This window comes from Burkholderia sp. KBS0801, from assembly GCF_005937855.2.
GTDB lineage: Bacteria > Pseudomonadota > Gammaproteobacteria > Burkholderiales > Burkholderiaceae > Burkholderia > Burkholderia ambifaria.
Genome location: NZ_CP042177.1, coordinates 2411858 through 2436201 on the forward strand (window position 1 = coordinate 2411858; position 24344 = coordinate 2436201).

General features: G+C 62.3%; 22 protein-coding genes, 2 tRNA genes and 3 rRNA genes. 10 read left to right on the forward strand and 17 right to left on the reverse strand.

Annotation, left to right across the window (positions count from 1 at the left end; translation table 11 throughout):
- The first annotated feature begins 137 nt into the window (after nt 1–137).
- Both FFI87_RS11430 and FFI87_RS11435 read left to right on the forward strand, forming a co-directional pair.
- On the forward strand, nt 138–1109 hold the full coding sequence (locus tag FFI87_RS11430; RefSeq protein ID WP_012364295.1) for a potassium channel beta subunit family protein: 972 nt from the start codon (nt 138–140) through the stop codon (nt 1107–1109).
- A gap of 111 nt (nt 1110–1220) precedes the next feature.
- The gene (locus FFI87_RS11435; RefSeq protein ID WP_138847422.1) at nt 1221–2066 is read left to right on the forward strand and encodes a 23S rRNA (adenine(2030)-N(6))-methyltransferase RlmJ; all 846 of its coding nucleotides are present in this window, start codon (nt 1221–1223) and stop codon (nt 2064–2066) included.
- Between the two features lie 14 nt (nt 2067–2080).
- Here the strand turns inward: FFI87_RS11435 and FFI87_RS11440 are convergent, their stop codons facing one another.
- The 8 genes from FFI87_RS11440 to FFI87_RS11480 all read right to left on the reverse strand — a co-directional run bounded on the left by FFI87_RS11440 (nt 2081) and on the right by FFI87_RS11480 (nt 8817).
- Complete coding sequence (locus tag FFI87_RS11440; protein ID WP_175712562.1) at nt 2081–2449, reverse strand: hypothetical protein; 369 nt, start codon at nt 2447–2449, stop codon at nt 2081–2083.
- 114 nt (nt 2450–2563) lie between these two features.
- The gene (locus tag FFI87_RS11445; RefSeq protein ID WP_006478295.1) at nt 2564–2710 is read right to left on the reverse strand and encodes a DUF3563 family protein; all 147 of its coding nucleotides are present in this window, start codon (nt 2708–2710) and stop codon (nt 2564–2566) included.
- Nucleotides 2711–2925: 215 nt separating this feature from the next.
- On the reverse strand, nt 2926–3330 hold the full coding sequence (gene cueR / locus FFI87_RS11450) for a Cu(I)-responsive transcriptional regulator (RefSeq protein ID WP_012364298.1): 405 nt from the start codon (nt 3328–3330) through the stop codon (nt 2926–2928).
- Between the two features lie 217 nt (nt 3331–3547).
- Nucleotides 3548–3660, reverse strand: a 5S ribosomal RNA gene (rrf, locus tag FFI87_RS11455).
- Between the two features lie 153 nt (nt 3661–3813).
- Nucleotides 3814–6694: ribosomal RNA gene (locus tag FFI87_RS11460) — 23S ribosomal RNA — on the reverse strand.
- A 280-nt stretch (nt 6695–6974) separates the two neighbouring features.
- A tRNA-Ala gene (locus tag FFI87_RS11470) sits at nt 6975–7050 on the reverse strand.
- Between the two features lie 96 nt (nt 7051–7146).
- Nucleotides 7147–7223 (reverse strand) — tRNA-Ile (locus tag FFI87_RS11475).
- 62 nt (nt 7224–7285) lie between these two features.
- Nucleotides 7286–8817 (reverse strand): 16S ribosomal RNA (locus FFI87_RS11480).
- The 16S, 23S and 5S rRNA genes sit together here with 2 tRNA genes alongside, the layout of an rRNA operon.
- A gap of 564 nt (nt 8818–9381) precedes the next feature.
- Between FFI87_RS11480 and FFI87_RS11495 the strand changes: the two genes are divergently transcribed.
- From FFI87_RS11495 to FFI87_RS11510, 4 genes are all read left to right on the forward strand, one after another.
- On the forward strand, nt 9382–10599 hold the full coding sequence (locus FFI87_RS11495) for a DUF2863 family protein (RefSeq protein ID WP_138848473.1): 1218 nt from the start codon (nt 9382–9384) through the stop codon (nt 10597–10599).
- A 215-nt stretch (nt 10600–10814) separates the two neighbouring features.
- A complete protein-coding gene (locus tag FFI87_RS11500) occupies nt 10815–11645 on the forward strand; it encodes a LuxR C-terminal-related transcriptional regulator (RefSeq protein ID WP_012364300.1) in 831 nt (276 codons plus the stop codon).
- A 75-nt stretch (nt 11646–11720) separates the two neighbouring features.
- Nucleotides 11721–12395 carry an energy-coupling factor ABC transporter permease gene (locus tag FFI87_RS11505; protein WP_012364301.1) on the forward strand — a complete coding sequence of 225 codons (675 nt, stop codon included), beginning with the start codon at nt 11721–11723 and terminating at the stop codon, nt 12393–12395.
- Between the two features lie 136 nt (nt 12396–12531).
- On the forward strand, nt 12532–13179 hold the full coding sequence (locus FFI87_RS11510) for a BspC domain-containing protein (protein ID WP_012364302.1): 648 nt from the start codon (nt 12532–12534) through the stop codon (nt 13177–13179).
- A gap of 78 nt (nt 13180–13257) precedes the next feature.
- On the opposite strand, the gene FFI87_RS11515 is transcribed toward FFI87_RS11510, so the two are convergent.
- Both FFI87_RS11515 and yaaA read right to left on the reverse strand, forming a co-directional pair.
- Nucleotides 13258–14412, reverse strand: a complete 1155-nt coding sequence (locus tag FFI87_RS11515) for a M14-type cytosolic carboxypeptidase (protein WP_012364303.1) — start codon at nt 14410–14412, stop codon at nt 13258–13260.
- 186 nt (nt 14413–14598) lie between these two features.
- Nucleotides 14599–15381, reverse strand: a complete 783-nt coding sequence (yaaA, locus tag FFI87_RS11525; protein WP_012364304.1) for a peroxide stress protein YaaA — start codon at nt 15379–15381, stop codon at nt 14599–14601.
- Nucleotides 15382–15438: 57 nt separating this feature from the next.
- Between yaaA and FFI87_RS11530 the strand changes: the two genes are divergently transcribed.
- Complete coding sequence (locus FFI87_RS11530; RefSeq protein WP_138847421.1) at nt 15439–15936, forward strand: putative toxin-antitoxin system toxin component, PIN family; 498 nt, start codon at nt 15439–15441, stop codon at nt 15934–15936.
- Nucleotides 15937–15967: 31 nt separating this feature from the next.
- Complete coding sequence (locus FFI87_RS11535) at nt 15968–17140, forward strand: pyridoxal phosphate-dependent aminotransferase (RefSeq protein WP_138847420.1); 1173 nt, start codon at nt 15968–15970, stop codon at nt 17138–17140.
- Nucleotides 17141–17188: 48 nt separating this feature from the next.
- Here the strand turns inward: FFI87_RS11535 and FFI87_RS11540 are convergent, their stop codons facing one another.
- Nucleotides 17189–17845 carry a glutathione S-transferase gene (locus tag FFI87_RS11540; RefSeq protein WP_138847419.1) on the reverse strand — a complete coding sequence of 219 codons (657 nt, stop codon included), beginning with the start codon at nt 17843–17845 and terminating at the stop codon, nt 17189–17191.
- Nucleotides 17846–18056: 211 nt separating this feature from the next.
- On the opposite strand from FFI87_RS11540, the gene FFI87_RS11545 reads away from it, so the two are divergent.
- Complete coding sequence (locus FFI87_RS11545) at nt 18057–18848, forward strand: oxepin-CoA hydrolase, alternative type (RefSeq protein WP_012364307.1); 792 nt, start codon at nt 18057–18059, stop codon at nt 18846–18848.
- Nucleotides 18849–19020: 172 nt separating this feature from the next.
- Nucleotides 19021–19713, forward strand: a complete 693-nt coding sequence (locus tag FFI87_RS11550) for a glutathione binding-like protein (protein WP_012364308.1) — start codon at nt 19021–19023, stop codon at nt 19711–19713.
- Between the two features lie 51 nt (nt 19714–19764).
- Here the strand turns inward: FFI87_RS11550 and FFI87_RS11555 are convergent, their stop codons facing one another.
- The 6 genes from FFI87_RS11555 to FFI87_RS11580 all read right to left on the reverse strand — a co-directional run bounded on the left by FFI87_RS11555 (nt 19765) and on the right by FFI87_RS11580 (nt 24342).
- Nucleotides 19765–20241: a MaoC family dehydratase gene (locus FFI87_RS11555; protein WP_138847418.1), complete on the reverse strand. Its 477-nt coding sequence runs from the start codon at nt 20239–20241 to the stop codon at nt 19765–19767.
- The gene (locus tag FFI87_RS11560; protein ID WP_012364310.1) at nt 20238–20699 is read right to left on the reverse strand and encodes a MaoC family dehydratase; all 462 of its coding nucleotides are present in this window, start codon (nt 20697–20699) and stop codon (nt 20238–20240) included. Before FFI87_RS11560 ends, FFI87_RS11555 begins: the two co-directional genes overlap by 4 nt.
- Nucleotides 20700–20733: 34 nt before the next feature.
- Nucleotides 20734–21867, reverse strand: a complete 1134-nt coding sequence (locus tag FFI87_RS11565; protein WP_138847417.1) for an acyl-CoA dehydrogenase family protein — start codon at nt 21865–21867, stop codon at nt 20734–20736.
- Between the two features lie 19 nt (nt 21868–21886).
- A complete protein-coding gene (locus tag FFI87_RS11570) occupies nt 21887–23083 on the reverse strand; it encodes an acyl-CoA dehydrogenase family protein (RefSeq protein ID WP_138847416.1) in 1197 nt (398 codons plus the stop codon).
- Between the two features lie 107 nt (nt 23084–23190).
- Nucleotides 23191–23613 carry a DUF1178 family protein gene (locus FFI87_RS11575; protein WP_012364313.1) on the reverse strand — a complete coding sequence of 141 codons (423 nt, stop codon included), beginning with the start codon at nt 23611–23613 and terminating at the stop codon, nt 23191–23193.
- A gap of 138 nt (nt 23614–23751) precedes the next feature.
- Complete coding sequence (locus FFI87_RS11580; RefSeq protein ID WP_012364314.1) at nt 23752–24342, reverse strand: NUDIX domain-containing protein; 591 nt, start codon at nt 24340–24342, stop codon at nt 23752–23754.
- Nucleotides 24343–24344: the final 2 nt, after the last annotated feature.

A 24344-nucleotide genomic window follows, 5' to 3' on the forward strand; every position in this document is an offset into this window, starting at 1 on the left:
AAAAGCGCGCCCCCGCCGCATCCGCTTTCGTCGCGGGCTCGTGCCGGCGGGCCAGCCGCTATTGTGCACGATCGGCCCCGCCGTTCGCGCGCAAAACGTCTAAGCTTAAGGTCGGTTCCGAGTCGCGGGAGATTTTCATGCACTATCGACGGCTAGGCCGCTCCGGCCTCCAGATCAGCGAGCTTTCGCTCGGCTCGTGGGTGACCTACGGCAACCAGGTCGATCAACGGGCCGCCCGCGAATGCCTCGCGGCGGCCCGCGATGCGGGCGTCAATTTCTTCGACAACGCCGAGGTCTACGCGGGCGGCAAATCCGAGGAAATCATGGGCCAGGCGCTCAAGTCGCTCGGCTGGCCGCGCATCAGCTACCTCGTGTCCACGAAGTTCTTCTGGGGGCTCGCGGAAGCCCCGAATCAGTACCACACGCTGAACCGGAAATATCTGCTGAACGCGATCGACGGCTCGCTGCGCCGGCTGCAGCTCGACTATGTCGACCTCGTCTACTGCCATCGCCCGGATCCGAACACGCCGATCGAGGAAACGGTGTGGGCGATGAGCGACATGATCGTGCGCGGCAAGGCGCTGTACTGGGGCACGTCCGAATGGAGCGCCGACGAGATCCGCGCGGCGTATGAGATTGCCGAGCGGCACCATCTGCACAAACCGGTCGTCGAGCAACCGCAGTACAACCTGTTCCACCGTACCCGGGTCGAACGCGAATACGCGCGGCTCTACGACGACTACGGCCTCGGCCTGACGACCTGGAGCCCCCTTGCATCGGGGCTGCTCACCGGCAAGTACCGCAATGGCGTACCGCCGGGCAGCCGCGCGGAACTGCAGGGCTACGACTGGCTCCGCGACCGGCTGACGGACCCGACCAGCAACGATGTGGTCGAACGGCTCGGCGGGATCGCGGCCGAACTCGGTTGCAGCACCGCCCAGCTCGCGATCGCGTGGGTGCTCGCGAATCCGCGCGTGAGTTCGGTCATTACGGGCGCCTCCCGGATCGAGCAGATCGGCGACAACATGCGCGCGCTCGACGTTGCCGCCAAGCTAACGCCGGAGGTCAGGCAACGCATCGAGGAGGCCGTCGGCGACGCATACGAGTAAGGCGACTCACGTCCACTCGCGTACAATACGCGGCCGCATTGGCGTGCGGCCTGACGGCCGCGCGCGATCGTCCGTTTTCATCGATTCATCCTTCGTTTCAGGCAGCCAGCCATGCTCAGTTATCGTCACGGTTTTCACGCAGGCAACCACGCGGACGTGCTCAAGCACGCCGTCGTCGTCCAGCTGCTGCGCTACCTGAACAAGAAAGACAAGTCGTACTGGTACATCGACACCCACGCCGGCGCCGGCGTGTATTCGCTGCGCGAGGGTTATGCGGCCAAGACGGGGGAATTCGACACCGGCATCGGTCAGCTGTGGAACGACAAGAACCTGCCGGAGGCGCTCGGCGATTATATCGACGAGGTGCGCGCGCTGAACGACGACGGCGAGCTGCACTACTATCCGGGCTCGCCGTATCTTGCATGGCGCGCAATGCGCGAGCAGGACCGGATGCGTCTGTTCGAGATGCACACGACGGAAATCGACGTGCTGCGTCACAACTTCCGCGACGCCGGGCGACGCGCGATGATTTACGCCGGTGACGGCTTCGAGGGCATCAAGGCGCTGCTGCCGCCGCCGCCGCGACGCGCGCTGGTGCTGATCGATCCGTCCTATGAGGACAAGAAAGATTACGCGCGCACGGTGACCTGCGTAACGGAATGCCTGAAGCGTTTCGCCACCGGGTGTTACGCGATCTGGTATCCGCAGGTTGCGCGGGTGGAGTCGCAGCGTTTTCCTGAACAGCTCAAGCGCCTGCAGCCGAACAACTGGGTGCACCTGACGTTGACGGTATCGAATCCGCCGGCAGATGGCCTGGGACTTTACGGCAGCGGAATGTTCATCCTGAATCCGCCGTACACGCTCGCACAGAGCATGAACGAAGCGCTGCCCTACCTCGTCGAACGCCTGGGACAGGACAGCGGCGCCCGATGCGAGATCGAGCACCGCGGGAACTGAGCGGGCGGCGGGCCTTACGGTTGCAGTCTCGGGGCGGGTCTGGGCTGATTCGCACGCGACGCACCCCAGCCCGGCACATTGATATACGGCGCGACGAACAATGGGACCGACGAATTCGGTCCCTGCCCGGCCGGCATTCGCATGCCCGCGGGCTCGACAATCGGCTCGGACGATAACGGCGCCGTTTGCAACACCAGGCCGCCCTGGCCATCCTGGATCCCGCGTTGCGTATCGAGAATCAGCGGCTTGGACGAAGTCGCCGCACCAGCCGCGATGCCGTGAACGAGCACCGCAGCGCCCAGAACGAGACGCGCACGGGAAGCGTGACGCACATCGAGACGCAAGCGCATGGTTGTAATCTTCCTATGGAAAAGCAGGTGCATACCATAGCGCCACGCTGACGATTCCGCCAGATCCGGCGCACAAAAAAACAAAGCCCCGTCAATACGGGGCTTGCTTTTTCGCTCGGTGCCACAGGGCACCTGACGGTACTCCGCTTACAGCGAGTAGCCGTTCGTTTCGAGCGAACGGATGCGGCTCTCGAGCTGGACGATGTCCGACGACGTAGCGAGGTAAGCCTCACGGCGCTCGCGCTCTGCGGATTCGAACCAGTTGCTCAGCTTTTCGACGATGTAGGCGATCATGACTTTCTCCAAGGAAGGGGAACCCTGGCGAATTCGAAATTCAGGGATTTCCCGTATAGGGTTATCCCTGATTATAGCGATGTCGCACCAAGATGCTAGTGAAATACTTGCATGGAAACCATTCCAATTCGGAATGGTTCGTGAACCATCTTCGTCAACCCATTGAATTATAAGGATATTGAATTGAGGCCCCTCTTCGACCTCGAGGGCATGCACTAATCTGGTTCACCGACGGGGTCGGCGAGACGCGCCAAGATCGGGCATTCCGGGCGTCCGTCACCATGGCAGTGCGCGGCGAGATCGGCGAGCGTATTGCGCATGTCGCTCAATTCGGCGATCCGCTTGTCCAGTTCGGCCACGTGTTCGAGGGCGATCGACTTCACTTCGGCACTGGCGCGGGAGCGGTCTTGCCAGAGCATCAGCAACTTGCGGATATCCTCGACGAGAAAGCCGAGCCGCCGCGCCTGGCGGATGAAACGCAGGATATGGATTTCGTCCGAACCGTAGATCCGGTATCCGGCCTCGCTACGCTTGCTCGGCGCAAGGAGGCCGACCTGTTCGTAGTACCGGATCATTTTTGCGCTGACGCCGGATTCGCGCGACGCGTCGCCGATATTCATTCCTACCTCTCTCTCCATCAAGCTCCAGTCGAACACGAACGTCGACGCACGCAGCGGTCGACGACATTTCGATCGTATCAAATCGCGTGATTTCGTTCCGGCGTGGACGAGGAGGGCAACATCCACAGCGATGAGCTCCTCGTCTTGCTGCCATCGCCTTTCCGCCGCCCAAATGCAAAAACCCCCGCCTTTCGGGCGGGGGTTCTTGGCTTAGGGAGCCTGACGATTACCTACTTTCACACGGGAATCCGCACTATCATCGGCGTAGAGTCGTTTCACGGTCCTGTTCGGGATGGGAAGGGGTGGGACCGACTCGCTATGGTCATCAGGCAAAGAGGGTTGTCACGTTGCTTCGCAACGCGACCAATCTGGGAAGAAGCAGTAATTTTGAGTTGTGTGTATCACACACGAGAATCCAACCTGTCGCTTTGGATCGCGGCCGGTGCTTGCGCACGGCGCCGATCTACAAGGCAGACTTGTTATAGGATCAAGCCTTACGGGCAATTAGTATCAGTTAGCTGAACGCATTACTGCGCTTACACACCTGACCTATCAACGTCCTGGTCTCGAACGACCCTTCAAGGGGATCTAGTCCCCAGGGATATCTCATCTTAAGGCGAGTTTCCCGCTTAGATGCTTTCAGCGGTTATCTCTTCCGAACATAGCTACCCGGCGATGCCACTGGCGTGACAACCGGTACACCAGAGGTTCGTCCACTCCGGTCCTCTCGTACTAGGAGCAGCCCCCTTCAAATATCCAACGCCCACGGCAGATAGGGACCAAACTGTCTCACGACGTTTTAAACCCAGCTCACGTACCTCTTTAAATGGCGAACAGCCATACCCTTGGGACCGGCTACAGCCCCAGGATGAGATGAGCCGACATCGAGGTGCCAAACACCGCCGTCGATATGAACTCTTGGGCGGTATCAGCCTGTTATCCCCAGAGTACCTTTTATCCGTTGAGCGATGGCCCTTCCATACAGAACCACCGGATCACTATGACCTGCTTTCGCACCTGCTCGACTTGTCGGTCTCGCAGTTAAGCACGCTTATGCCATTGCACTATCAGCACGATTTCCGACCGTACCTAGCGTACCTTCGTACTCCTCCGTTACGCTTTGGGAGGAGACCGCCCCAGTCAAACTGCCTACCATGCACTGTCCCCGACCCGGATCACGGGCCAAGGTTAGAACCTCAAACAAACCAGGGTGGTATTTCAAGGACGGCTCCACCGAAACTAGCGTTCCGGTTTCATAGCCTCCCACCTATCCTACACAGATCGGTTCAAAGTCCAATGCAAAGCTACAGTAAAGGTTCATGGGGTCTTTCCGTCTAGCCGCGGGTAGATTGCATCATCACAAACACTTCAACTTCGCTGAGTCTCGGGAGGAGACAGTGTGGCCATCGTTACGCCATTCGTGCAGGTCGGAACTTACCCGACAAGGAATTTCGCTACCTTAGGACCGTTATAGTTACGGCCGCCGTTTACCGGGACTTCAATCAAGAGCTTGCACCCCATCATTTAATCTTCCGGCACCGGGCAGGCGTCACACCCTATACGTCCACTTTCGTGTTTGCAGAGTGCTGTGTTTTTATTAAACAGTCGCAGCCACCAGTTTATTGCAACCCCTTCACCCTCTGCGCGCAGGCGCATCAAGCTACAAGGGCGTACCTTATCCCGAAGTTACGGTACCAATTTGCCGAGTTCCTTCTCCCGAGTTCTCTCAAGCGCCTTAGAATACTCATCTCGCCCACCTGTGTCGGTTTGCGGTACGGTCATCGTTAGACTGAAGCTTAGAGGCTTTTCTTGGAACCACTTCCAATTGCTTCGCTCCCGAAGGAGCTCGCGCCACACCCTTGAATTGCGCACCCGGATTTGCCTAAGTGCCTTCTCCAATGCAGCGACCGGGACTTCCAACACCCGGACAACCTTCCGCGATCCGTCCCCCCATCGCATCTAACAATGGTGCAGGAATATTGACCTGCTTCCCATCAGCTACGCATTTCTGCCTCGCCTTAGGGGCCGACTCACCCTACGCCGATGAACGTTGCGTAGGAAACCTTGGCTTACGGCGAGGGGGCCTTTCACCCCCTTTATCGCTACTCATGTCAGCATTCGCACTTCCGATACCTCCAGCACGCTTTTCAACGCACCTTCGCAGGCTTACGGAACGCTCTCCTACCATGCGTGCAAAGCACGCATCCGCAGCTTCGGTATATAGCTTAGCCCCGTTACATCTTCCGCGCAGGACGACTCGATCAGTGAGCTATTACGCTTTCTTTAAAGGGTGGCTGCTTCTAAGCCAACCTCCTGACTGTTTTAGCCTTCCCACTTCGTTTCCCACTTAGCTATATTTGGGGACCTTAGCTGGCGGTCTGGGTTGTTTCCCTCTTGACACCGGACGTTAGCACCCGATGTCTGTCTCCCGTGATTGCACTCTTCGGTATTCGGAGTTTGCTATGGCGGGGTAATCTGCAATAGACCCCCAACCATGACAGTGCTCTACCCCCGAAGGTGAGACACGAGGCACTACCTAAATAGTTTTCGGAGAGAACCAGCTATTTCCAAGTTTGTTTAGCCTTTCACCCCTATCCACAGCTCATCCCCTAACTTTTCAACGTTAGTGGGTTCGGACCTCCAGTACGTGTTACCGCACCTTCATCCTGGCCATGGATAGATCACTTGGTTTCGGGTCTACGCCCAGCAACTGAACGCCCTATTCGGACTCGCTTTCGCTACGCCTGCCCTATACGGTTAAGCTTGCTACTGAACGTAAGTCGCTGACCCATTATACAAAAGGTACGCCGTCACCCCTTACGAGGCTCCGACTGTTTGTATGCATGCGGTTTCAGGATCTATTTCACTCCCCTCCCGGGTTTTTTTTTCGCCTTTCCCTCACGGTACTGGTTCACTATCGGTCGATCACGAGTATTTAGCCTTGGAGGATGGTCCCCCCATCTTCAGACAGGATTTCACGTGTCCCGCCCTACTTGTCGTACACCTAGTTCTTTCATACTGTTTTCGCCTACAGGGCTATCACCTGCTATGGCCGCACTTTCCAGAGCGTTCGGCTAACAATACAAATAAAGAGTACAAGGCTCATCCCATTTCGCTCGCCACTACTTTGGGAATCTCGGTTGATTTCTTTTCCTGCGGTTACTTAGATGTTTCAGTTCACCGCGTTCGCTTCACATGGCCTATGTATTCAGCCATGGATACTCCAAAAGGAGTGGGTTTCCCCATTCGGACATCTACGGATCAAAGCTCGTTTGCCAGCTCCCCGTAGCTTTTCGCAGGCTACCGCGTCCTTCATCGCCTGTGATCGCCAAGGCATCCACCACATGCACTTGTTCGCTTGACCCTATAACGAGTCTGTCTCGCGACAGTCGCTACAGGTTGAGTTCTCGCGTTGTGCCGTATTCCAATTGAGTCAAACATAGAGTTCGAATCATCTTGAGATACATCGATACAATCACAACCCGGATAGTTTTCACGTCCATCTCAAGACGCTTCCGCTATCCAAATTACTTACTTCTTCCAGATTGTTAAAGAACGACAGCCGATATCTGTTGATATCACTCTGACTGGCTCAATCGCCAATGACAAAAGTTCGATGACGTCGAACGCTTGTCATTGAGGATTGGTGGAGGCAGACGGGATCGAACCGACGACCCCCTGCTTGCAAAGCAGGTGCTCTCCCAGCTGAGCTATGCCCCCATGAGTACAGATTTCCTCAGGTACCTACAGCCTATCGGCATGGGCTGCTCGTAAGCGCTAAAGCGCTAACGATCACCGACACGCCAGACAAGACAATGGTGGGTCTGGTTGGATTCGAACCAACGACCCCCGCCTTATCAAGACGGTGCTCTAACCGACTGAGCTACAGACCCCTGAGTCTGTCTTTAATTTACAGCCGATAAGCGTGAGCGCTCAATTTTGCGAGAAGCTCTGGAAAGGAGGTGATCCAGCCGCACCTTCCGATACGGCTACCTTGTTACGACTTCACCCCAGTCATGAATCCTACCGTGGTGACCGTCCTCCTTGCGGTTAGACTAGCCACTTCTGGTAAAACCCACTCCCATGGTGTGACGGGCGGTGTGTACAAGACCCGGGAACGTATTCACCGCGGCATGCTGATCCGCGATTACTAGCGATTCCAGCTTCATGCACTCGAGTTGCAGAGTGCAATCCGGACTACGATCGGTTTTTGGGATTAGCTCCCCCTCGCGGGTTGGCAACCCTCTGTTCCGACCATTGTATGACGTGTGAAGCCCTACCCATAAGGGCCATGAGGACTTGACGTCATCCCCACCTTCCTCCGGTTTGTCACCGGCAGTCTCCTTAGAGTGCTCTTGCGTAGCAACTAAGGACAAGGGTTGCGCTCGTTGCGGGACTTAACCCAACATCTCACGACACGAGCTGACGACAGCCATGCAGCACCTGTGCGCCGGCTCTCTTTCGAGCACTCCCACCTCTCAGCGGGATTCCGACCATGTCAAGGGTAGGTAAGGTTTTTCGCGTTGCATCGAATTAATCCACATCATCCACCGCTTGTGCGGGTCCCCGTCAATTCCTTTGAGTTTTAATCTTGCGACCGTACTCCCCAGGCGGTCAACTTCACGCGTTAGCTACGTTACTAAGGAAATGAATCCCCAACAACTAGTTGACATCGTTTAGGGCGTGGACTACCAGGGTATCTAATCCTGTTTGCTCCCCACGCTTTCGTGCATGAGCGTCAGTATTGGCCCAGGGGCTGCCTTCGCCATCGGTATTCCTCCACATCTCTACGCATTTCACTGCTACACGTGGAATTCTACCCCCCTCTGCCATACTCTAGCCTGCCAGTCACCAATGCAGTTCCCAGGTTGAGCCCGGGGATTTCACATCGGTCTTAGCAAACCGCCTGCGCACGCTTTACGCCCAGTAATTCCGATTAACGCTCGCACCCTACGTATTACCGCGGCTGCTGGCACGTAGTTAGCCGGTGCTTATTCTTCCGGTACCGTCATCCCCCGGCTGTATTAGAACCAAGGATTTCTTTCCGGACAAAAGTGCTTTACAACCCGAAGGCCTTCTTCACACACGCGGCATTGCTGGATCAGGCTTTCGCCCATTGTCCAAAATTCCCCACTGCTGCCTCCCGTAGGAGTCTGGGGCCGTGTCTCAGTCCCAGTGTGGCTGGTCGTCCTCTCAGACCAGCTACTGATCGTCGCCTTGGTAGGCCTTTACCCCACCAACTAGCTAATCAGCCATCGGCCAACCCTATAGCGCGAGGCCCGAAGGTCCCCCGCTTTCATCCGTGGATCGTATGCGGTATTAATCCGGCTTTCGCCGGGCTATCCCCCACTACAGGACATGTTCCGATGTATTACTCACCCGTTCGCCACTCGCCACCAGGTGCAAGCACCCGTGCTGCCGTTCGACTTGCATGTGTAAGGCATGCCGCCAGCGTTCAATCTGAGCCAGGATCAAACTCTTCAGTTTAAACCTGTTACTGTTTTCGGTTCTTTCGAACCGGTCGCTCACTCAAAGCTGACAGGAATATGAATCACTTCATAAACCTGACTTACTTTAGTGTGAGACTCTTGATACTTTCGCTATCTGATCCGAGGATCAGCTCGCTGCCATCAAGCGCCCACACTTATCGGCTGTTAATTTTTAAAGAGCATTTCTGCGAGAAACCTTCTGTTTCCCAGCAGCGCTGCGTTTTCAGCAGCAGAGAAGTGAGATTATGAACCGTCTTTCTTCGCTCGTCAACAACTTTCTGAACTGCTTCGTTGCGACCGCGAGGGGTTCAACTTCGTGTGCGCCGGGGCTCCTGCAACCTCCCTCGACAGCACCGCTTCCCTTCCCTCCCGCGCTGCGTTTCCGTTAGCGCGAAAGAGGCGTGATTGTAGGCACCCTCCTTGGACGGCGCAAGGGGTTTGATGGATTTTTCTTCGCCCCCGTCGAGACGGCCTTCCGGCCATGCCGGCGCACAAGGCCGCTTATGGTGCAAAGAACGGACTAGAATGTGAGGTTCTTCGCCCCTTTCTATACGTATTTAATATGCGCCAGCGAATCGCCAAACGCCTCCCCCCCGACGCCGACAAACTGGTCGGCCTGTCGCTTGCGCTCTTCGCCTCGGGCAGCCGCATCGAGGATCGCTTCTGGGAAGCGAAGCTCGACGCACTGCTCGCCAAGATCGTTCGCAACGGCAACCAGACCACGCTCGACGCGGCACTCGACCATCTGCAGCAGAACCACCCCGATGCCTACGGCGCTCTCGCCGACATGGCCGAGACGCACAGTGAATCGATGGTGATCGAGCACGACGGCCAGCCGTACGATGCACTGCTGGTTGCCGTCCCCGTTCTCGCGTGGACGCGATACATGATTCCGTCAGGCCCGCTGAAAGGCGATGTCGCCGACGCACTGCGCACCCAACTGCAGGCGCACGTGCTCGCAAGCGGCACGCTCGTCGGACTGGCCCCGTTCCTGTACAGCATCGACCAGCTGCCGCGCCACCACGTCGAGACCTACCGGCTCGCCCAGCAACTCGCGCATGCGGCAATCGGCCAGCACGCCGCCAAGCTGAGCTTCGGCGACCTGCCCGAAACTTCGCCGATCCTCGCCGACCCGCGCTTCCTGCTCGCCGTGGTGGCCGCGCCTGCCGGTGCACCGCTGTTCCGCTGGCAGGAAGAAGAGCACGGCAACCGGATCGAACGCGGCCAGTGTCTCGAGCAGTGGACCGCCCAGGGCGGCCCCAGCCTGTCGGTCGCCCTCCCCGGCTGCGAGTTCGAATGCCTGCTTCCGGACGCGTACTACTCGGCCTGCCGCGATGCGGACGAGAGGATCCGTCCGCACACGGTCCGAACGGCCATCCGTTATCTTTTCGACACACTTGGTGCGGCACCGCAGGAACTTCGCGCCGTGGTCGCGGGCTTCGGCGAGCGCCGGATCGACGAGTATCGCGTCGGCTTCACGCGACGCGCCAGCAACGACGTGATCTATGGCGTCGTGTGGCCGCTCTACGGCCGCGAGAACGGCGACGTATCGATCGACAGCGCGACGCTCGAAGGTGAAGCGCCGATGGAAGGGCCGATGGAGGAAATCGTGAGTCTGCTGAAAGAATGCGGCGTAACCGACGTCCGGCGGCACGCAGGCCGCTTCGAGCCCGAGTATTGCGACGACTGCGGCGTGCCGCTCTATGCGGACCCACTCGGCGAGATCGTCCACGCCGAAATGCCGGAAGACGCATCGCCGGCCCAGCCGCACTTTCACTGATCCGCGTACTGCAGGCTCGTCGAGCCTACCCGACAAAGCCGCTCCCGGTTCCTGCCGGAGCGGCTTTTTTTCGCCCGCATTTTCCGCCACTCAAAATTTCGGACTTTTCCTAAGCCTTTCAGCCAAGCAGACATCGTGTAAGGTCTTTGTCATGATCGGATCCACGCCAAGACATGCCGACGGCAAATCAATGACTCACCTTACGGAGGTTGAATATGCGGTTCCTGGTGTTGAACTCAGACGCCGAACGGCGTGACGGACTGAAGGCCCTGCTGCGGCAGATCGACCGTCACGCCAGCATCAACGACGCGCCCGACGGTTTCCAGGCGCGCCGATTGCTGCGCGCCCAGCGTTTCGACCTCGTCGCAATCAACTGGCCGGACGTCGGCCGGCTCAGCGAACTGCAGGCACTCTGCAGCGCCTGCTCGCCGACGCCCGCCGCGGTATTGATCGACGAATCCACGCCGGAAGCCATCCAGCGCTTCTACAACTATGGCGTCGCGGGCGTGATCCCGCACTCCATGCGGCCGCACCTGATCGTGCGGGCTCTCGAAATGGTCCTCCTGGGCGGCCACTACATTCCGCCCATTGCGCTGAGCCTGCTGCCCTCCGCCGCCGCGGCCCGCCACGACGCCCATTTCCAGACGCTCGCCGGATCGCTGCCGCGCCGCCCGGCAAGCCGCCTCCTGTCGCCGAGACAGGCGCAGATCATGCGCTTCGTCCACATGGGCAACACCAACAAGATGATCGCCCGCACGCTCGGCATCAGCGAAGGCACCGTAAAGATCCACCTCGCCAGCATCTTCCAGCAGCTTGGCGCGGCAAACCGGGCCGCGGCCGTCGCGATCTACAACGGCTGGCTGTCGCCGCATCTCGAGGTGCTGCTGGCGAACCGTGAGCGTGCGCAAAAACCGACCATCGGCGAACGCGGCCCGGTTCCGCTGCGCATGCAACGGAAGAACCGTCCGTATCCGCTGCCGGACGCAAACACGGCGGACCTGCCGCTCGCGGCCGAACCGCCGGCGCGGTTTCGGCGCGAACGCTAGTCGGACAGTATCGATATTGCGACGGTCAGCACGTGCGGATTCCCACCTTTGATGCTCAACGAGTAATATGGACGCATGGGTTTTCTTTTCACACCGCTTCCGCTCTGGGTTGGCATCGGCGGCTGGATCGGCGCCGTGGCTCTGCTCGCGCTCGCGCTCTGGAATCGCCCCTTCGTCCGCTTGCAGGACGCAACGCTCCAGCACGTGTGGCTCGCGCTCGTCACTGCAATTACGGTTCTGTGGGCCTCGAATGCATGGCTCGAGGACGGCACCGTCATGCACCTGCTCGGCGCGACGCTGCTCGTCACACTGTTCGACTGGACGCTTGCGCTGATCGCGATGGGTGCCGTCACGGGCATCGCCGCGATCGTCTTCGACGCGCCGTGGCACGGCATCGGCCTCACCTATCTGATCTATGGCGCGCTACCGGTGGCCGTGTCCGCATTGCTGCAGCGCGCCGTGATCGCGTGGCTGCCGCATAACCTCACATCGTTCATCACCGGCCAGGGATTCCTGTCTCCGGCCATCGCGATCGTCGCGGTCGCCGCGGCCGCGGCCGGCGTCCAGCTCGCGCTCGCGGACGGCGTGCCCGTCGTGATTCCCGCCGGCTATCTGCTCAACACCGCGCTGCTCGCGCTCGGCGAAGCGTGGTTCACCGGCATGGCCACCGCGCTCATCGCCGTCTATCGTCCGGCGTGGGTCACCACGTTCGACGTGCGGCGCTATCGTCTCGGCGGCCCGCGCGCCTGAGTGCGCCGGTCCCGATGCGATCTGCACACGCGCCGATCCGCTTGCGCAGCGCGGGAGAGTGCGGCACCTACTGCCGCCCAACTTTTTTACGCTAAGATTGAACTCCTGTTCTTCATCGGGCATCTATACCTGCCCGATGCCTCATTCGCTCCTCACCAATAACCAGATGGACAGCTCTCCTGCCTCGCTCCGGATTTTCCGGGCGCTCGGCAAGCTGGCAGCCTGTGTCGCCGGCCTGTCGCTTGCGCTTCCGGCACCGGTACTCGCCGACCTCCTCGACCAGCGCTCCGAACTGATCAACAAATTCGTCAACGAGATGCATGCCGATCCGATCGTCGCCGATTGTGCGGCGCACGGCAGCTTCATCGCCAGCACGTCCTCGGCCTTCGATCGCGTCGACTTCGCGCCGAAGGCGTTCGAAAACGGCAACGCGGCGATCACGCCGTGGAACGATTCGTTCGATCAGGGCAAGCAGCGCGTAAAGGTGGACAACATCGTCACCGTCGACGGCCTCGGCATCCACAGCGACGGCAGCGACCCGACACCGCTGAAATTCCGCTGCGGCTATGTCGGTCAGCAAATGCTTGCGTTCAGCTGGAACGATCCAGTGCCGCCGCTGAAGCCGCGCGTCGAGCGTCCGTCGTCGTCGACGAAGAAGTTCACGGGCAAGTCGCACCGCGGCAAGGTCAAGGCAACGAGCCGCACCGGCAAGAAAGCCGCCGCAACGAAGAAATCAAGCGGCCAGAAGAAAGTCGTGAAGAAGAAAACCGCGAAGAAGTCCTGACCGGACGGCAGCGGCAGAAGCGAAAAAGCCGGCGCATCGCACGATGCGCCGGCTTTCTTCATGTCGACGGCGATGCGTTTACGCGAACGTCTCGACGTGCACCAGGATTGCCGCCAGCATCGCTGCACCCAGTGCCGCACTGCGTTCACCGTTCCAACCGACCCGCTCGTCGGGCAGGTTCGCGTTGTCCTTGAACGGCATCTCGAGCGTCAGCGACAGGCACCCGAACTGGTGACCGATATACTTCGATGCGAGCTTGAGCGCGTCTTCCTTGTACTTGCTCGCCGCGTAGCCGTGCTCGGTCTGGAAATCCGGGCTCGCGACCTTGAACGCGTCGATGAACGCGGTCTGCTCCTTGCGCTGCTGCTCGGTGAAGCTCGGCAGCATCTCCGAACCCGCGACGAACACGTAAGGCAGATCCTCGTCGCCGTGAATGTCGAAGAACATGTCGCAGCCGATCGCATGGATCGCATCGCGCACGGCCAGCACCTCGGGGCTGCGCTCGGCATCGGGCTCCATCCACTCACGGTTCAGGTTCGCGCCCGCCGCGTTGGTGCGCAGGTTGCCGTGCACGCTGCCGTCCGGGTTCATGTTCGGGACGATGTAGAAAGTCGCGCGGTCGTAGAGCTTGCGCGCCACCGGATCGCCCGCCCAATCGCCCCAGCCGGCCAGCCGCTTGACGAGCCCTTCGATAAACCATTCGGCCATCGTCTCGCCGGGGTGCTGACGCGCGATGACCCACACCTTCTTCTTCGGTGCGCCGTCGACTTCCGGCGTACCGAGCGTCAGCAACGACATCGGACGGCCTTCGACCGTGCGGCCAAGCTCGACGACGCGCGCCTGCGGCAACTGCTGGACCGCGCCGAGAAACGCCGCGTGGCGCTCTTCCGAATACGGCTCGAAATACGCGTAGTAGATGCTGTCGAACTCGGGCGTATGGTCGATGGTCATCGTCTTGCCGTCGAAGGTCGTCGGCACGCGGAACCAGTCGACGCGGTCGTAGCTCGCGACCGCGCTGTAGTTGCGCCATCCCGACGGATACGCGCATTCGGCCGCATTCTCGAACGACATCACGCAACGCTCGCCGCGTGCGCCCGTGAGACGGTAGTAGAACCATTGGGCGAATTCCGAGCGGTTGTCGCCGCGCACGCGCAGCCGGATCGCGTCGGGGCTGTCGCACGACACGACGTCGATGGCGCCCGCGTCGAAATTGCTGGTGATCGAAAGGGTCATCTGTCTCTCCTCTGTCGACGGGAGTTAGTGCTTCAGCACTTACTCCCGTCCCATGCAAAGCTGTCGACCGGAGTTGGCGCTTGAGCACTTACTCCGGGCCCATGCAAAGCTGTCGAGCGGAACGGGCGGTTTGCCGCCTGCCCGACCGCATGCATGCGCCGGCCGTCTCGTGAACGGCCGCCGGGGTCACTCGCCGATTCGCCGGCGATATACGTAAGTCGAATCGTTCGATGCAGCGGCGTCGAACACGTAGTCTTCCATCGCGAAATCCTTCAGCGCCGCCGGTTCGGCGATGCGGTTCTCGACGATATAGCGCGCCATCAGGCCACGGGCGCGCTTCGCGTGGAAGCTGATGATCTTGTAGCGGCCGCCCTTCCAGTCCTCGAACACCGGCGTGACGACCGGTGCGGCCAGCAGTTTCGGCTTGACCGACTTGAAATACTCGGTCGACGCGCAGTTGACCAGCACGCGCGCCGCACCGCTGCGCGTCTCGAGCTGCTCGTTCAGCGCACGCGTGATCCGGTCGCCCCAGAACGCGTACAGATCCTTGCCGCGCGCGTTCGCGAAACGAGTGCCCATCTCGAGCCGGTAAGGCTGCAGCAGGTCGAGCGGGCGCAGCAGCCCGTACAGGCCCGACAGCACGCGCACGTGCTGCTGCGCGTAGTCGAGATCGGCGGCCGACAGCGATTTGGCATCGAACCCTTCGTACACGTCACCGTTGAACGCGAGCACCGCCTGCTTCGCATTGGCCGGCGAGAAGGTCGGCGACCAGTCCGCGTAGCGCTGGAAGTTCAGGCGCGCGAGCGGGTCGGAGATGTCCATCAGCGTCGCGATGTCCTGCGGCGACAGCTTGCGCAGGCCGTCGATCAGTTCCGACGCATCGTCGACGAATGCAGGCTTCGTGTAAGACGGGACATGGGCGGGCGTATCGTAGTCGAGGGATTTGGCGGGAGAGAGAACGATTATCATAGAGGCTCGCTGGCACGCCGTGCCTTGCGGTCAGACGAAAACCACCGATTGTAACGAATGACCCGCTCCTCCGCCCCGCACGCCGCGCATCGCGTCGTGCTCGACTCGAACGTCTGGATCGACATACTCGTATTCGACGACCCTGCCACACGCCCGATCCGGGCTGCGCTCGAACGCGGCACGCTGGCCGCCGTGATCGACGGCCGCTGCCTGAACGAACTCGAGCTCGTGCTCGACTACCCGCAGTTCCGCGAGCGTGCGATCGACAAGGCCGAAGCGCTCGCGACCGTCGCACGCCTGACGAGCCGCGTCGAGCCGCTGCCCGTCGACGCCGACGCGCCGCCGCTGCCGAAGTGCAAGGACCGTGACGATCAGAAGTTTCTCGAACTCGCGCGCGCCGCGCAGGCCGACTGGCTCGTGTCGAAGGACCGCGCGCTGCTCAAGCTCGCGAAGCGCACCGCACGCGACTTCGGCTTCCGGATCGCGCAGCCCGCGCCGTTTACCGAAGCCTGCGCGCTCGATGCCGCGTCGGCCATCCCCACCACGCCGGCCTGACGGGCCGACGCAACACGCTGCGACCGTATCGATGAACGCTCCTTCCGACATGCCTACGAATCCCGTTTTCCCGTCGCGCCTGCCGAACGTCGGCACCACGATCTTCACGGTCATGAGCGCGCTCGCCGCCGAGAAAGGCGCCGTGAATCTCGGCCAGGGCTTCCCGGATTTCGACTGTGACCCGCGCATCGTCGACGCGGTCGCGGCCGCGATGCGCGACGGCCACAACCAGTATCCGCCGATGGCGGGCGTTGCGCCGCTGCGCGACGCGATCGCCGACAAGATCGCGCAGGTCTACGGCCGGCGCTACGACCCGGCCACCGAGATCACGGTGACGGCCGGCGCGACGCAGGCACTCCTGACGGCGATCCTGTGCGCGGTGCATCCGGGCGACGAGGTGATCGTCGTCGAGCCGACCTACGACAGCTACCTGCCGTCGATCGAGCTCGCCGGTGGCAAGCCGGTGTTCGTCACGCTGGAGGCGCCCGACTACGCGATCCCGTTCGATCGTCTCGCCGCCGCGATCACGCCGAAGACGCGGATGATCATGATCAACACGCCGCACAACCCGACCGGCACCGTGTGGCGCGAGGCCGACATGCGCAAGCTCGAGGAGATCGTGCGCGGCACCAACGTGCTGATCCTGTCCGATGAAGTGTACGAGCACATGGTCTACGACGGCGCCCGGCACGAGAGCGTCGCGCGCTACCCGGAATTGGCCGAGCGCAGTTTCATCGTGTCGAGCTTCGGGAAGACCTATCACGTGACGGGCTGGAAGATCGGCTATGTCGCGGCGCCTGCCGCACTGATGGCGGAGTTCCGCAAGGTCCATCAGTTCAACGTGTTCACGGTGAACACGCCGACGCAGATCGGGCTCGCCGACTACCTGCGCGATCCGGCACCGTACCTGACGCTGCCCGACTTCTACCAGAAGAAGCGCGACTTCTTCCGCGCCGGCCTCGAACGCACGCGCTTCAAGCTGCTGCCGTGCACGGGCACGTACTTCCAGTGCGTCGACTATTCGGCGATCAGCGACCTGCCCGAAGCGGAATTCTCGAAGTGGCTCACGTCGGAAATCGGTGTGGCGGCGATTCCGGTGTCGGCGTTCTATCACGAGCCGCACGAATCGGGCGTCGTGCGCTTCTGCTTCGCGAAACAGGAAAGCACGCTCGCGTCCGCACTCGAACGGCTCGCACGCCTGTAAGTCCGGCACGGGCAGCAAGACGCTGCCCGCTCTGTGTCCGGCTCGCGCTTACGAACGCGCGGCGGCCGTCGCCTCGACATAGGCCTTGCGATCGGCCGCCACGCGCTGCGCGGCCGGCCGCTCGCCGACCAGCTTCGCGTGCGCCTTCCAGTCGATGCCGGCGTCGAGCAGGAAATCGCGGCCGAAGATGGCCTTCGTCGCCATCCCGATCACCGGCAGGTGGACCGATGCGGCGATGTCCGCAAGACCGAACGTGTCGCCGAGCACGTAGGGCGAGAATTGCGTCATCCGCTTGAATGCATCGATCGCACGCGGCAGGCGCTTCTCGACATGCGCCTTGGTCCCGTCGCTGACCTTGCCGCCGAAAAACGCCTCCGTATAGACCTCGCGCGCGGTCCATTCGAGATACAGCTCGAGCGTCTCGACGAGTTCGCGCACCTTCGCGGCCGCGAACGGCCCCGCCGGGAAAATTGCCTTGTCGGGATAACGCGCTGCCAGATATTCGATGATCACCTGCGACTCGAACAGCGCGCCCTCTTCCGTCTTCAGGAACGGAATCTTGCCGAGCGGCGAATCGGCGAGCAATGCAGGATCGCTGACCGGCAACGTGCATGTCGCTTCCTCGAACGGGATGTCATGTTCGAGCAGGACGAACTTCACCTTGTTGTAATAGTTGGACAACGGAATACCGCACAGCTGTAGCATCGGAGTCTCCTTCGTTGCGGGAGCGCGGCCGCAGCGACGCCGGCCGCACCAGGATTCGTCGCGCTGAAAAGCACGTTCGTGCTAGTCTAAAGCAGTTTCATGTCCGTCACGACAACAATGCATCCGCTGCGGCAGCGCCCTCGCGGGTATGCGCACGAGCCCGCGCAACGCGCGGCGCCGCAGCCTCGCCATCCGATGGAGACACCCTCGCATGAGTGCTGAACTGCTGGCCTCGCGTCCGCCCGAGAGCGAATCGACGCTCGTCCTCACGCTGTCCAATCCCGGCGCGCGCAATGCGCTGCATCCCGACATGTACGCGGCCGGCGTCGAAGCGCTCGCCACCGCCGAGCGTGATCCGGCGATTCGCGCGGTCGTGCTCACGGGCGCCGATCGTTTCTTTTGCGCTGGCGGCAACCTGAACCGGCTGCTCGAGAACCGCGCGAAAGATCCGTCCTACCAGGCCGACAGCATCGATCAGCTCGGCGCGTGGATCACGGCGATCCGCGCATCGACGAAACCCGTGATCGCGGCGGTCGAAGGGGCGGCGGCCGGCGCGGGCTTCTCGCTCGCGCTTGCATGCGACCTGATCGTCGCCGCACACGACGCGAAGTTCGTGATGTCGTATGCGCGCGTCGGCCTCACGCCCGACGGCGGTGGCTCGTGGTTCCTCGCACGCGCGCTGCCGCGCGCGCTGGCCGCCGAAATCCTGTTCGAAGGCAAGCCCGTCGCGGCCGAACGCCTGCATGCGCTCGGCGTAGTCAATCGACTCGCCGTGCCCGGTGCCGCATTGTCCGATGCGCTCGCGTGGGCCGACTCGCTTGCCGGCATCTCGCCGAACGCACTCACGCGCATCAAGTCGCTGCTCGACGATGCGCCCGCGCAGCCGCTCGAAACCCATCTCGGCACCGAGCGCGATCACTTCGTCGCCTCGCTGCATCACGCGGACGCGTTCGAAGGCATTACCGCATTTCTCGAGAAACGGCAGCCGCGCTACAAGCGCTGATCCGCGCAATCCCGCTGTTCTAACCGCCTCGCCGCGCCGCATCGACACGCGGGCGCCGGCGCGCGGCCGCGCCTTGCCGCCGCCTGCAGCGCACGTCGATCCATGCTCTAATGACCGCCTGTCGCGGCGTCCTGCCGGCGCCGTTTTCGCGCATGCAACGAAGGAGTTGACGATGATCGACGTCTACAGCTGGGCGACCCCGAACGGCCACAAGGTACACATCATGCTCGAGGAAACGGGCCTCGCGTATCGCGTGCATCCGGTCGATATCGGTGCGGGCGACCAGTTCAAGCCTGAATTCCTGAAGATCAGCCCGAACAACAAGATTCCCGCGATCGTCGACGCGGACGGCCCCGGCGGCAAGCCGATCTCGCTGTTCGAATCGGGCGCGATCCTCGTGTACCTTGCGGAAAAGACCGGCAAGTTCCTGCCGACCGACCCGGCCGGGCGCTATGCGACGCTCGAATGGCTGATGTTCCAGATGGGCGGCGTCGGCCCGATGCTCGGGCAGGCGCATCACTTCCGCCTGTACGCGCCGGAGCAGATCGAATACGCGGTCAATCGCTACACGAACGAAGCGAAGCGCCTGTACAACGTGATGGAAAAACGCCTCGGCGAATCCGAATATCTCGCGGGCGACACGTACACGATCGCGGACATCGCGACGTTCCCGTGGACACGTTCGTGGCAGAACCAGGGCATCGTGCTCGATGAACTGCCGAACGTGAAGCGCTGGCAGGAAGCGATTGCCGCGCGTCCGGCCGTGCAGCGCGGCGTCGAAGTCCTCGCCTCGATGCGCAAGGCACTGCAGGACGACAAGGCGCGCGAGATGCTGTTCGGCGCGACGCAATACGCGAAGCATTGACGCAGCACGCGCGGGCAACGCGGGCGGCATCCGTCGACGCCGCCGCGCGCATCAGAAGTAGTGCAGCGTAATGAATTCCGCCGCGCAAACCAGCAACGGCGCGTCGGGACGCTCGGCCTGCATCGATACCGACCATGTGACCTGCACGCCGCCCCGCGCGGCCTCCGCGGTTTCCTTCACCGCGAACAGCGCGCGCACACGCGTGCCGACCGGCACCGGCTTCAGGAACCGCACGCGATTCAGTCCGTAGTTCACGCCCATCTTCTGCTCGAAGCGCATCGCATCGGCCATCAGCGCGGGAATCAGCGACAGCGTGAGGAATCCGTGCGCGATCGGACCGCCGAACGGCGATTCGCGCCGCGCGCGCTCGGGATCGACGTGGATCCACTGGCGATCGCCGGTCGCGTCGGCGAAACCGTCGACCCGACGCTGGTCGATCTCGACCCAGCCGCTTGCCAGCGGTTCCGCGCCGACCTGTGCATGGAGCGCCTGCGGCGACGCGATCAGCGGCAATGTCACGTCCGTCATGCGCCCGCTCCTTGCGGATGGCGCAGCCCGAAGATCACCTTGGTATGCACGGAGATCACCGTGTCGCCGGCGCCGTTGATGCCGATCCACTCCGTCGACACGATGCCGCGATCGGGCTTGCTCGCCGACACGCGCTTGTCGTGGATCTTCTGGAGCATCGTGATCGTGTCGCCGGCACGCACGGGCTTGAGCCACCGGATCGAGTCGATGCCGGGCGAGCCCATGCTGGTCGAATCCGGCCCGAGCTTCTTGATGAGCAGGCTCATGAAAACCGAACACGTATGCCAGCCGCTCGCGACCAGTCCGCCGAACGGCGATGCCTTGCCGGCCTCCTCGTCCAGATGGAACGGCTGCGGATCGTAGCGTTGCGCGAACGTCTTGATGTCGTCCGGTTCGAACGTGTAGCGGCCGATTTCGGTCGTACTGCCGACTTCCAGGTCTTCGTAACTGATACCCACTGTGTGTCTCCTCTGGCGCGCTCGCGCGTCGCCGTCATGCCGCGTCGGCCTGCGCGAAATCCGGCAGGGCCGTGATGCGCGCAAGGTGGTGATCGGTGTCGCCGAGGGTCGTCTCGATGATCGACAGCCGCTTGAACAGGTGCGCGGCGGCGACCTCGTTGGTCACGCCCATGCCGCCGTGCAGTTGCACGGCCTGCTGGCCGACGAAGCGCGCTGCCGTGCCGACCCGCGCCTTCGCGGCCGACGCCGCCTTGCGCCGTGCATCGGCATCGCCGCCCGCGTAACGCACCGCGGCCAGGTAGGTCAGCGAGCGCGCCTGCTCCGCGTGAATCAGCATGTCGACCATCCGGTGCTGCAGCGCCTGAAAACGCGCGATCGGCACGCCGAACTGTTCGCGCGTCTTCGTGTATTCGACCGTCGCGCGGTTCAGTTCGTCGAGTGCGCCGACCGCTTCCGCGCAGAGCAGGAAGGTCGCGTAATCGGCGATCTGCTCGAGCGCGGCCGCGTCGCGTGCGCCGCCGGTCAGTTGCCGCGCGGGCGTTTCGTGCAGCTCGATCGTCGCGGCGCGCTGGCCGTCGATCGTCCGATAGTCGACGAGCTTCACTCCCGCGGCGTCGCGCTCGACCACGAACAGGCCGATGCCACCGCCGTCGACCCGTGCGGGAACGATCCACGCGTGCGCCTGTGCGCCGTGCTGCACGACCGACTTGGTGCCGGTCAACCGGCCAGCACCGCCCTGCTCGCGTGCCTGCGTGCCGAGTTCGTACAGGTCGTAGCGCGCCCGCGGTTCGTGAAACGCGACCGCCAGGCGCTTCTGCCCCAGTGCGACCGCTTCCAGCAGCGCGGCATCGTCGCCCGTGCCGGACCCGGCGAGCCGCAGCGCCTCGATGCCGACCGCCGTCGCCCAGTACGGCTCGACCACGAGTGCGCGGCCGAGCTCCTGCATCGCGACCAGCATGTCGACCGGGCCGCCGCCGAATCCGCCCTGAGCCTCCGGCACGGGCAGCGCGGTCAGGCCCAGCTCCGCGAATGCGCTCCATTGCGCGTCCGACACGCCCGCATCGCTGCGCACGATAGCCTGGCGCGCGTCGAAACCGTACTGCTCGCCGAGATAGCGGCGCAGCGCGTCGGCGAACTGTTGCTGCTCATCGGTAAAGCTGAAATCCATGGTTGTCTCCGTTCCCTGATCACAGCCCGAGAATCATCTGCGCGATGATGTTCTTCTGAATCTCGTTCGAGCCGCCGTAGATCGACGTCTTCCGATAATTGAAGTAGTACGCGGCGAGCGGCGCGGCATCGTCGTCGCCCGCGATGCTGTGTTCGCGCTTGCCCTCGAGGAACGGCACGTCGAACGGCGCCGCGAGCGGCCCGATCGCCTCGAACATCAGCTCGGTGAGCGCCTGCTGCACCTCGGTACCCTTGATCTTCAGCATCGACGCCTCGGGGCCCGGCCCCTTGCCGCTCGTCTCGCGGCTCACGACGCGCAGCACCGTCACCTCGAGCGCCATCAGCTCGACCTCGAGCGCCGCGACCTTGGCGGCAAACACGGGATCCGCGAGCAACGGCTTGCCGTTCTTCTGCTGGTGCGACGCCACGCGCTTCAGGAACACGAGCTCGCGCTTCGACGCCCCGACGCGCGCGATACCGGTGCGCTCGTGGCCCAGCAGGTATTTCGCGTAGGTCCAGCCGCGGTTTTCGTCGCCGACGAGATTCTCGACGGGCACCTTCACGTCCTCGAAGAACACCTCGTTGACCTCGTGATCCTCGTCGAGCGTGATGATCGGACGCACCGTGATGCCGGGCGTCGCCATGTCGATCAGCAGGAACGAGATGCCCTCCTGCTTCTTCGCGGCCGGATCCGTGCGCACGAGGCAGAACATCATGTCCGCGTACTGGCCGAGCGTGGTCCAGGTCTTCTGGCCGTTGACGACGTAGTAATCGCCATGGCGTTCGGCGCGGGTGCGCAGCGACGCGAGGTCCGACCCGGAGCCGGGCTCCGAATAGCCCTGACACCACCAGTCGGTGCCGTCGAGGATGCGCGGCAGATAGTGGCGCTTCTGCGCTTCGCTGCCGTATTTCATCAGCACCGGCGCGACCATCGACACGCCGAACGGAAGCACGGTCGGCGCGCCGATGCGGGCGCACTCCTCGTCCCAGATGTGCCGCTGCGTCGCGTTCCAGCCCGGGCCGCCGTATTCAGCCGGCCACGCGGGCGCGGACCAGCCGCGCTGGCCGAGAATCCGGTGCCAGCTCGCGAAGTCCTCGCGGTCGAGTCGTTTGTGATCGAGTACCTTGGCGCGCAGGGCGTGAGGCAGATTGGCCTCGAGCCAGGCGCGAACGTCAACGCGGAACGCGTCGTCGGCGGGGGAATAATCCAGATCCATGCGCAGTGTCTCCTGTCGGTCGACCGGAGTTAGCGCTTTAGCGGTTACTCAGGTCCCATGCAAGGCTGACCGCGGCCATCCGGCCCGGCCAGGACCCACTGCGTACGTCATTGCAGCGGTTCTTTCAGCGCGGCGGGAATCGGCAGCGGCATCACGTCGATGCCTTCTTCAACCAAGGATTGCGCATCCTCCGGCGTCGTGACGCCGCGAATGCTGCGTGCCGGCGCCTCGTTGTAATGGATGCGCCGCGCTTCCTCGGCGAAGCGCTCGCCCACATTCTCGGTCTTATCCAGCACCTCGCGCAGCGCACGCATCACCTGCGCCTGCAGCGCACGCGGATCGGCCGGCTGCGCCTGCGTCGCACCCGACAGGTTCAGGCGCGGCGCCGACGGCATCCGGTTGATCTCGGTCGTCCCGCACACCGGACATTCGACCAGCTTGCGGGACAACTGCGCTTCGAACTCATCGGCGGAAGCGAACCAGCCTTCGAACCGATGATCGTGCGGGCACTGCAAATCGAGGACCTTCATGCTGTGAATCAGGGCGTGTGACGAGTGTAGCGCAAAACGCGCTTTTGTGAACGATCGTGCTAAATCAGGATCGCGCGGCCGGAAAGCGGCCGCGTCACCGGATTGTAACGCGGCGCCCTACCCGCCGCTGACGCGCGGTCAGGGCTTCACGACCGGGCCGAGCGGCCAGGTGCCGGACAGTACCTTGTCGAGCCACATCATGCCGATGATCGTCTTCACGTCGGTGATCTGGCCCGTGCGCACCCATTCCTGGAGGTCGGCCTGCGTCGCCGTGAAGGTTTCGAGGAATTCGCCTTCGTCGAGCTTGCGCTCGCCGGCCGTCAGCCCGCGTGCGAGATACAGGTCGATGAATTCGGTCGAGTAGGAGATGATCGGATGAATCCGGGCCAGGAACACGTATTCGCGTGCCGTGTAGCCGGTTTCCTCGCGCAGCTCGCGCACCGCGCACGCCAGCGCGCCTTCGTCCGGATCGAGCTTGCCGGCCGGGAATTCGGCCATGACCTTGCCGATCGGATAGCGATACTGGCTTTCCATCAGCACGCGGCCGTCGTCGAACAGCGGGATCACCATCACCGCGCCCGGGTGCTGAACGTATTCACGCGTGGCGCGCTTGCCATCCGGCAAACGGACGGTATCGCGCTTGAGCTTGAGGAACGAGCCTTCGAAAATCGCCTCGCTCTCGAGGCAGGTTTCGGTCAGTGCGGCGTCGTGATTGGGTAGTTCGGCCATCG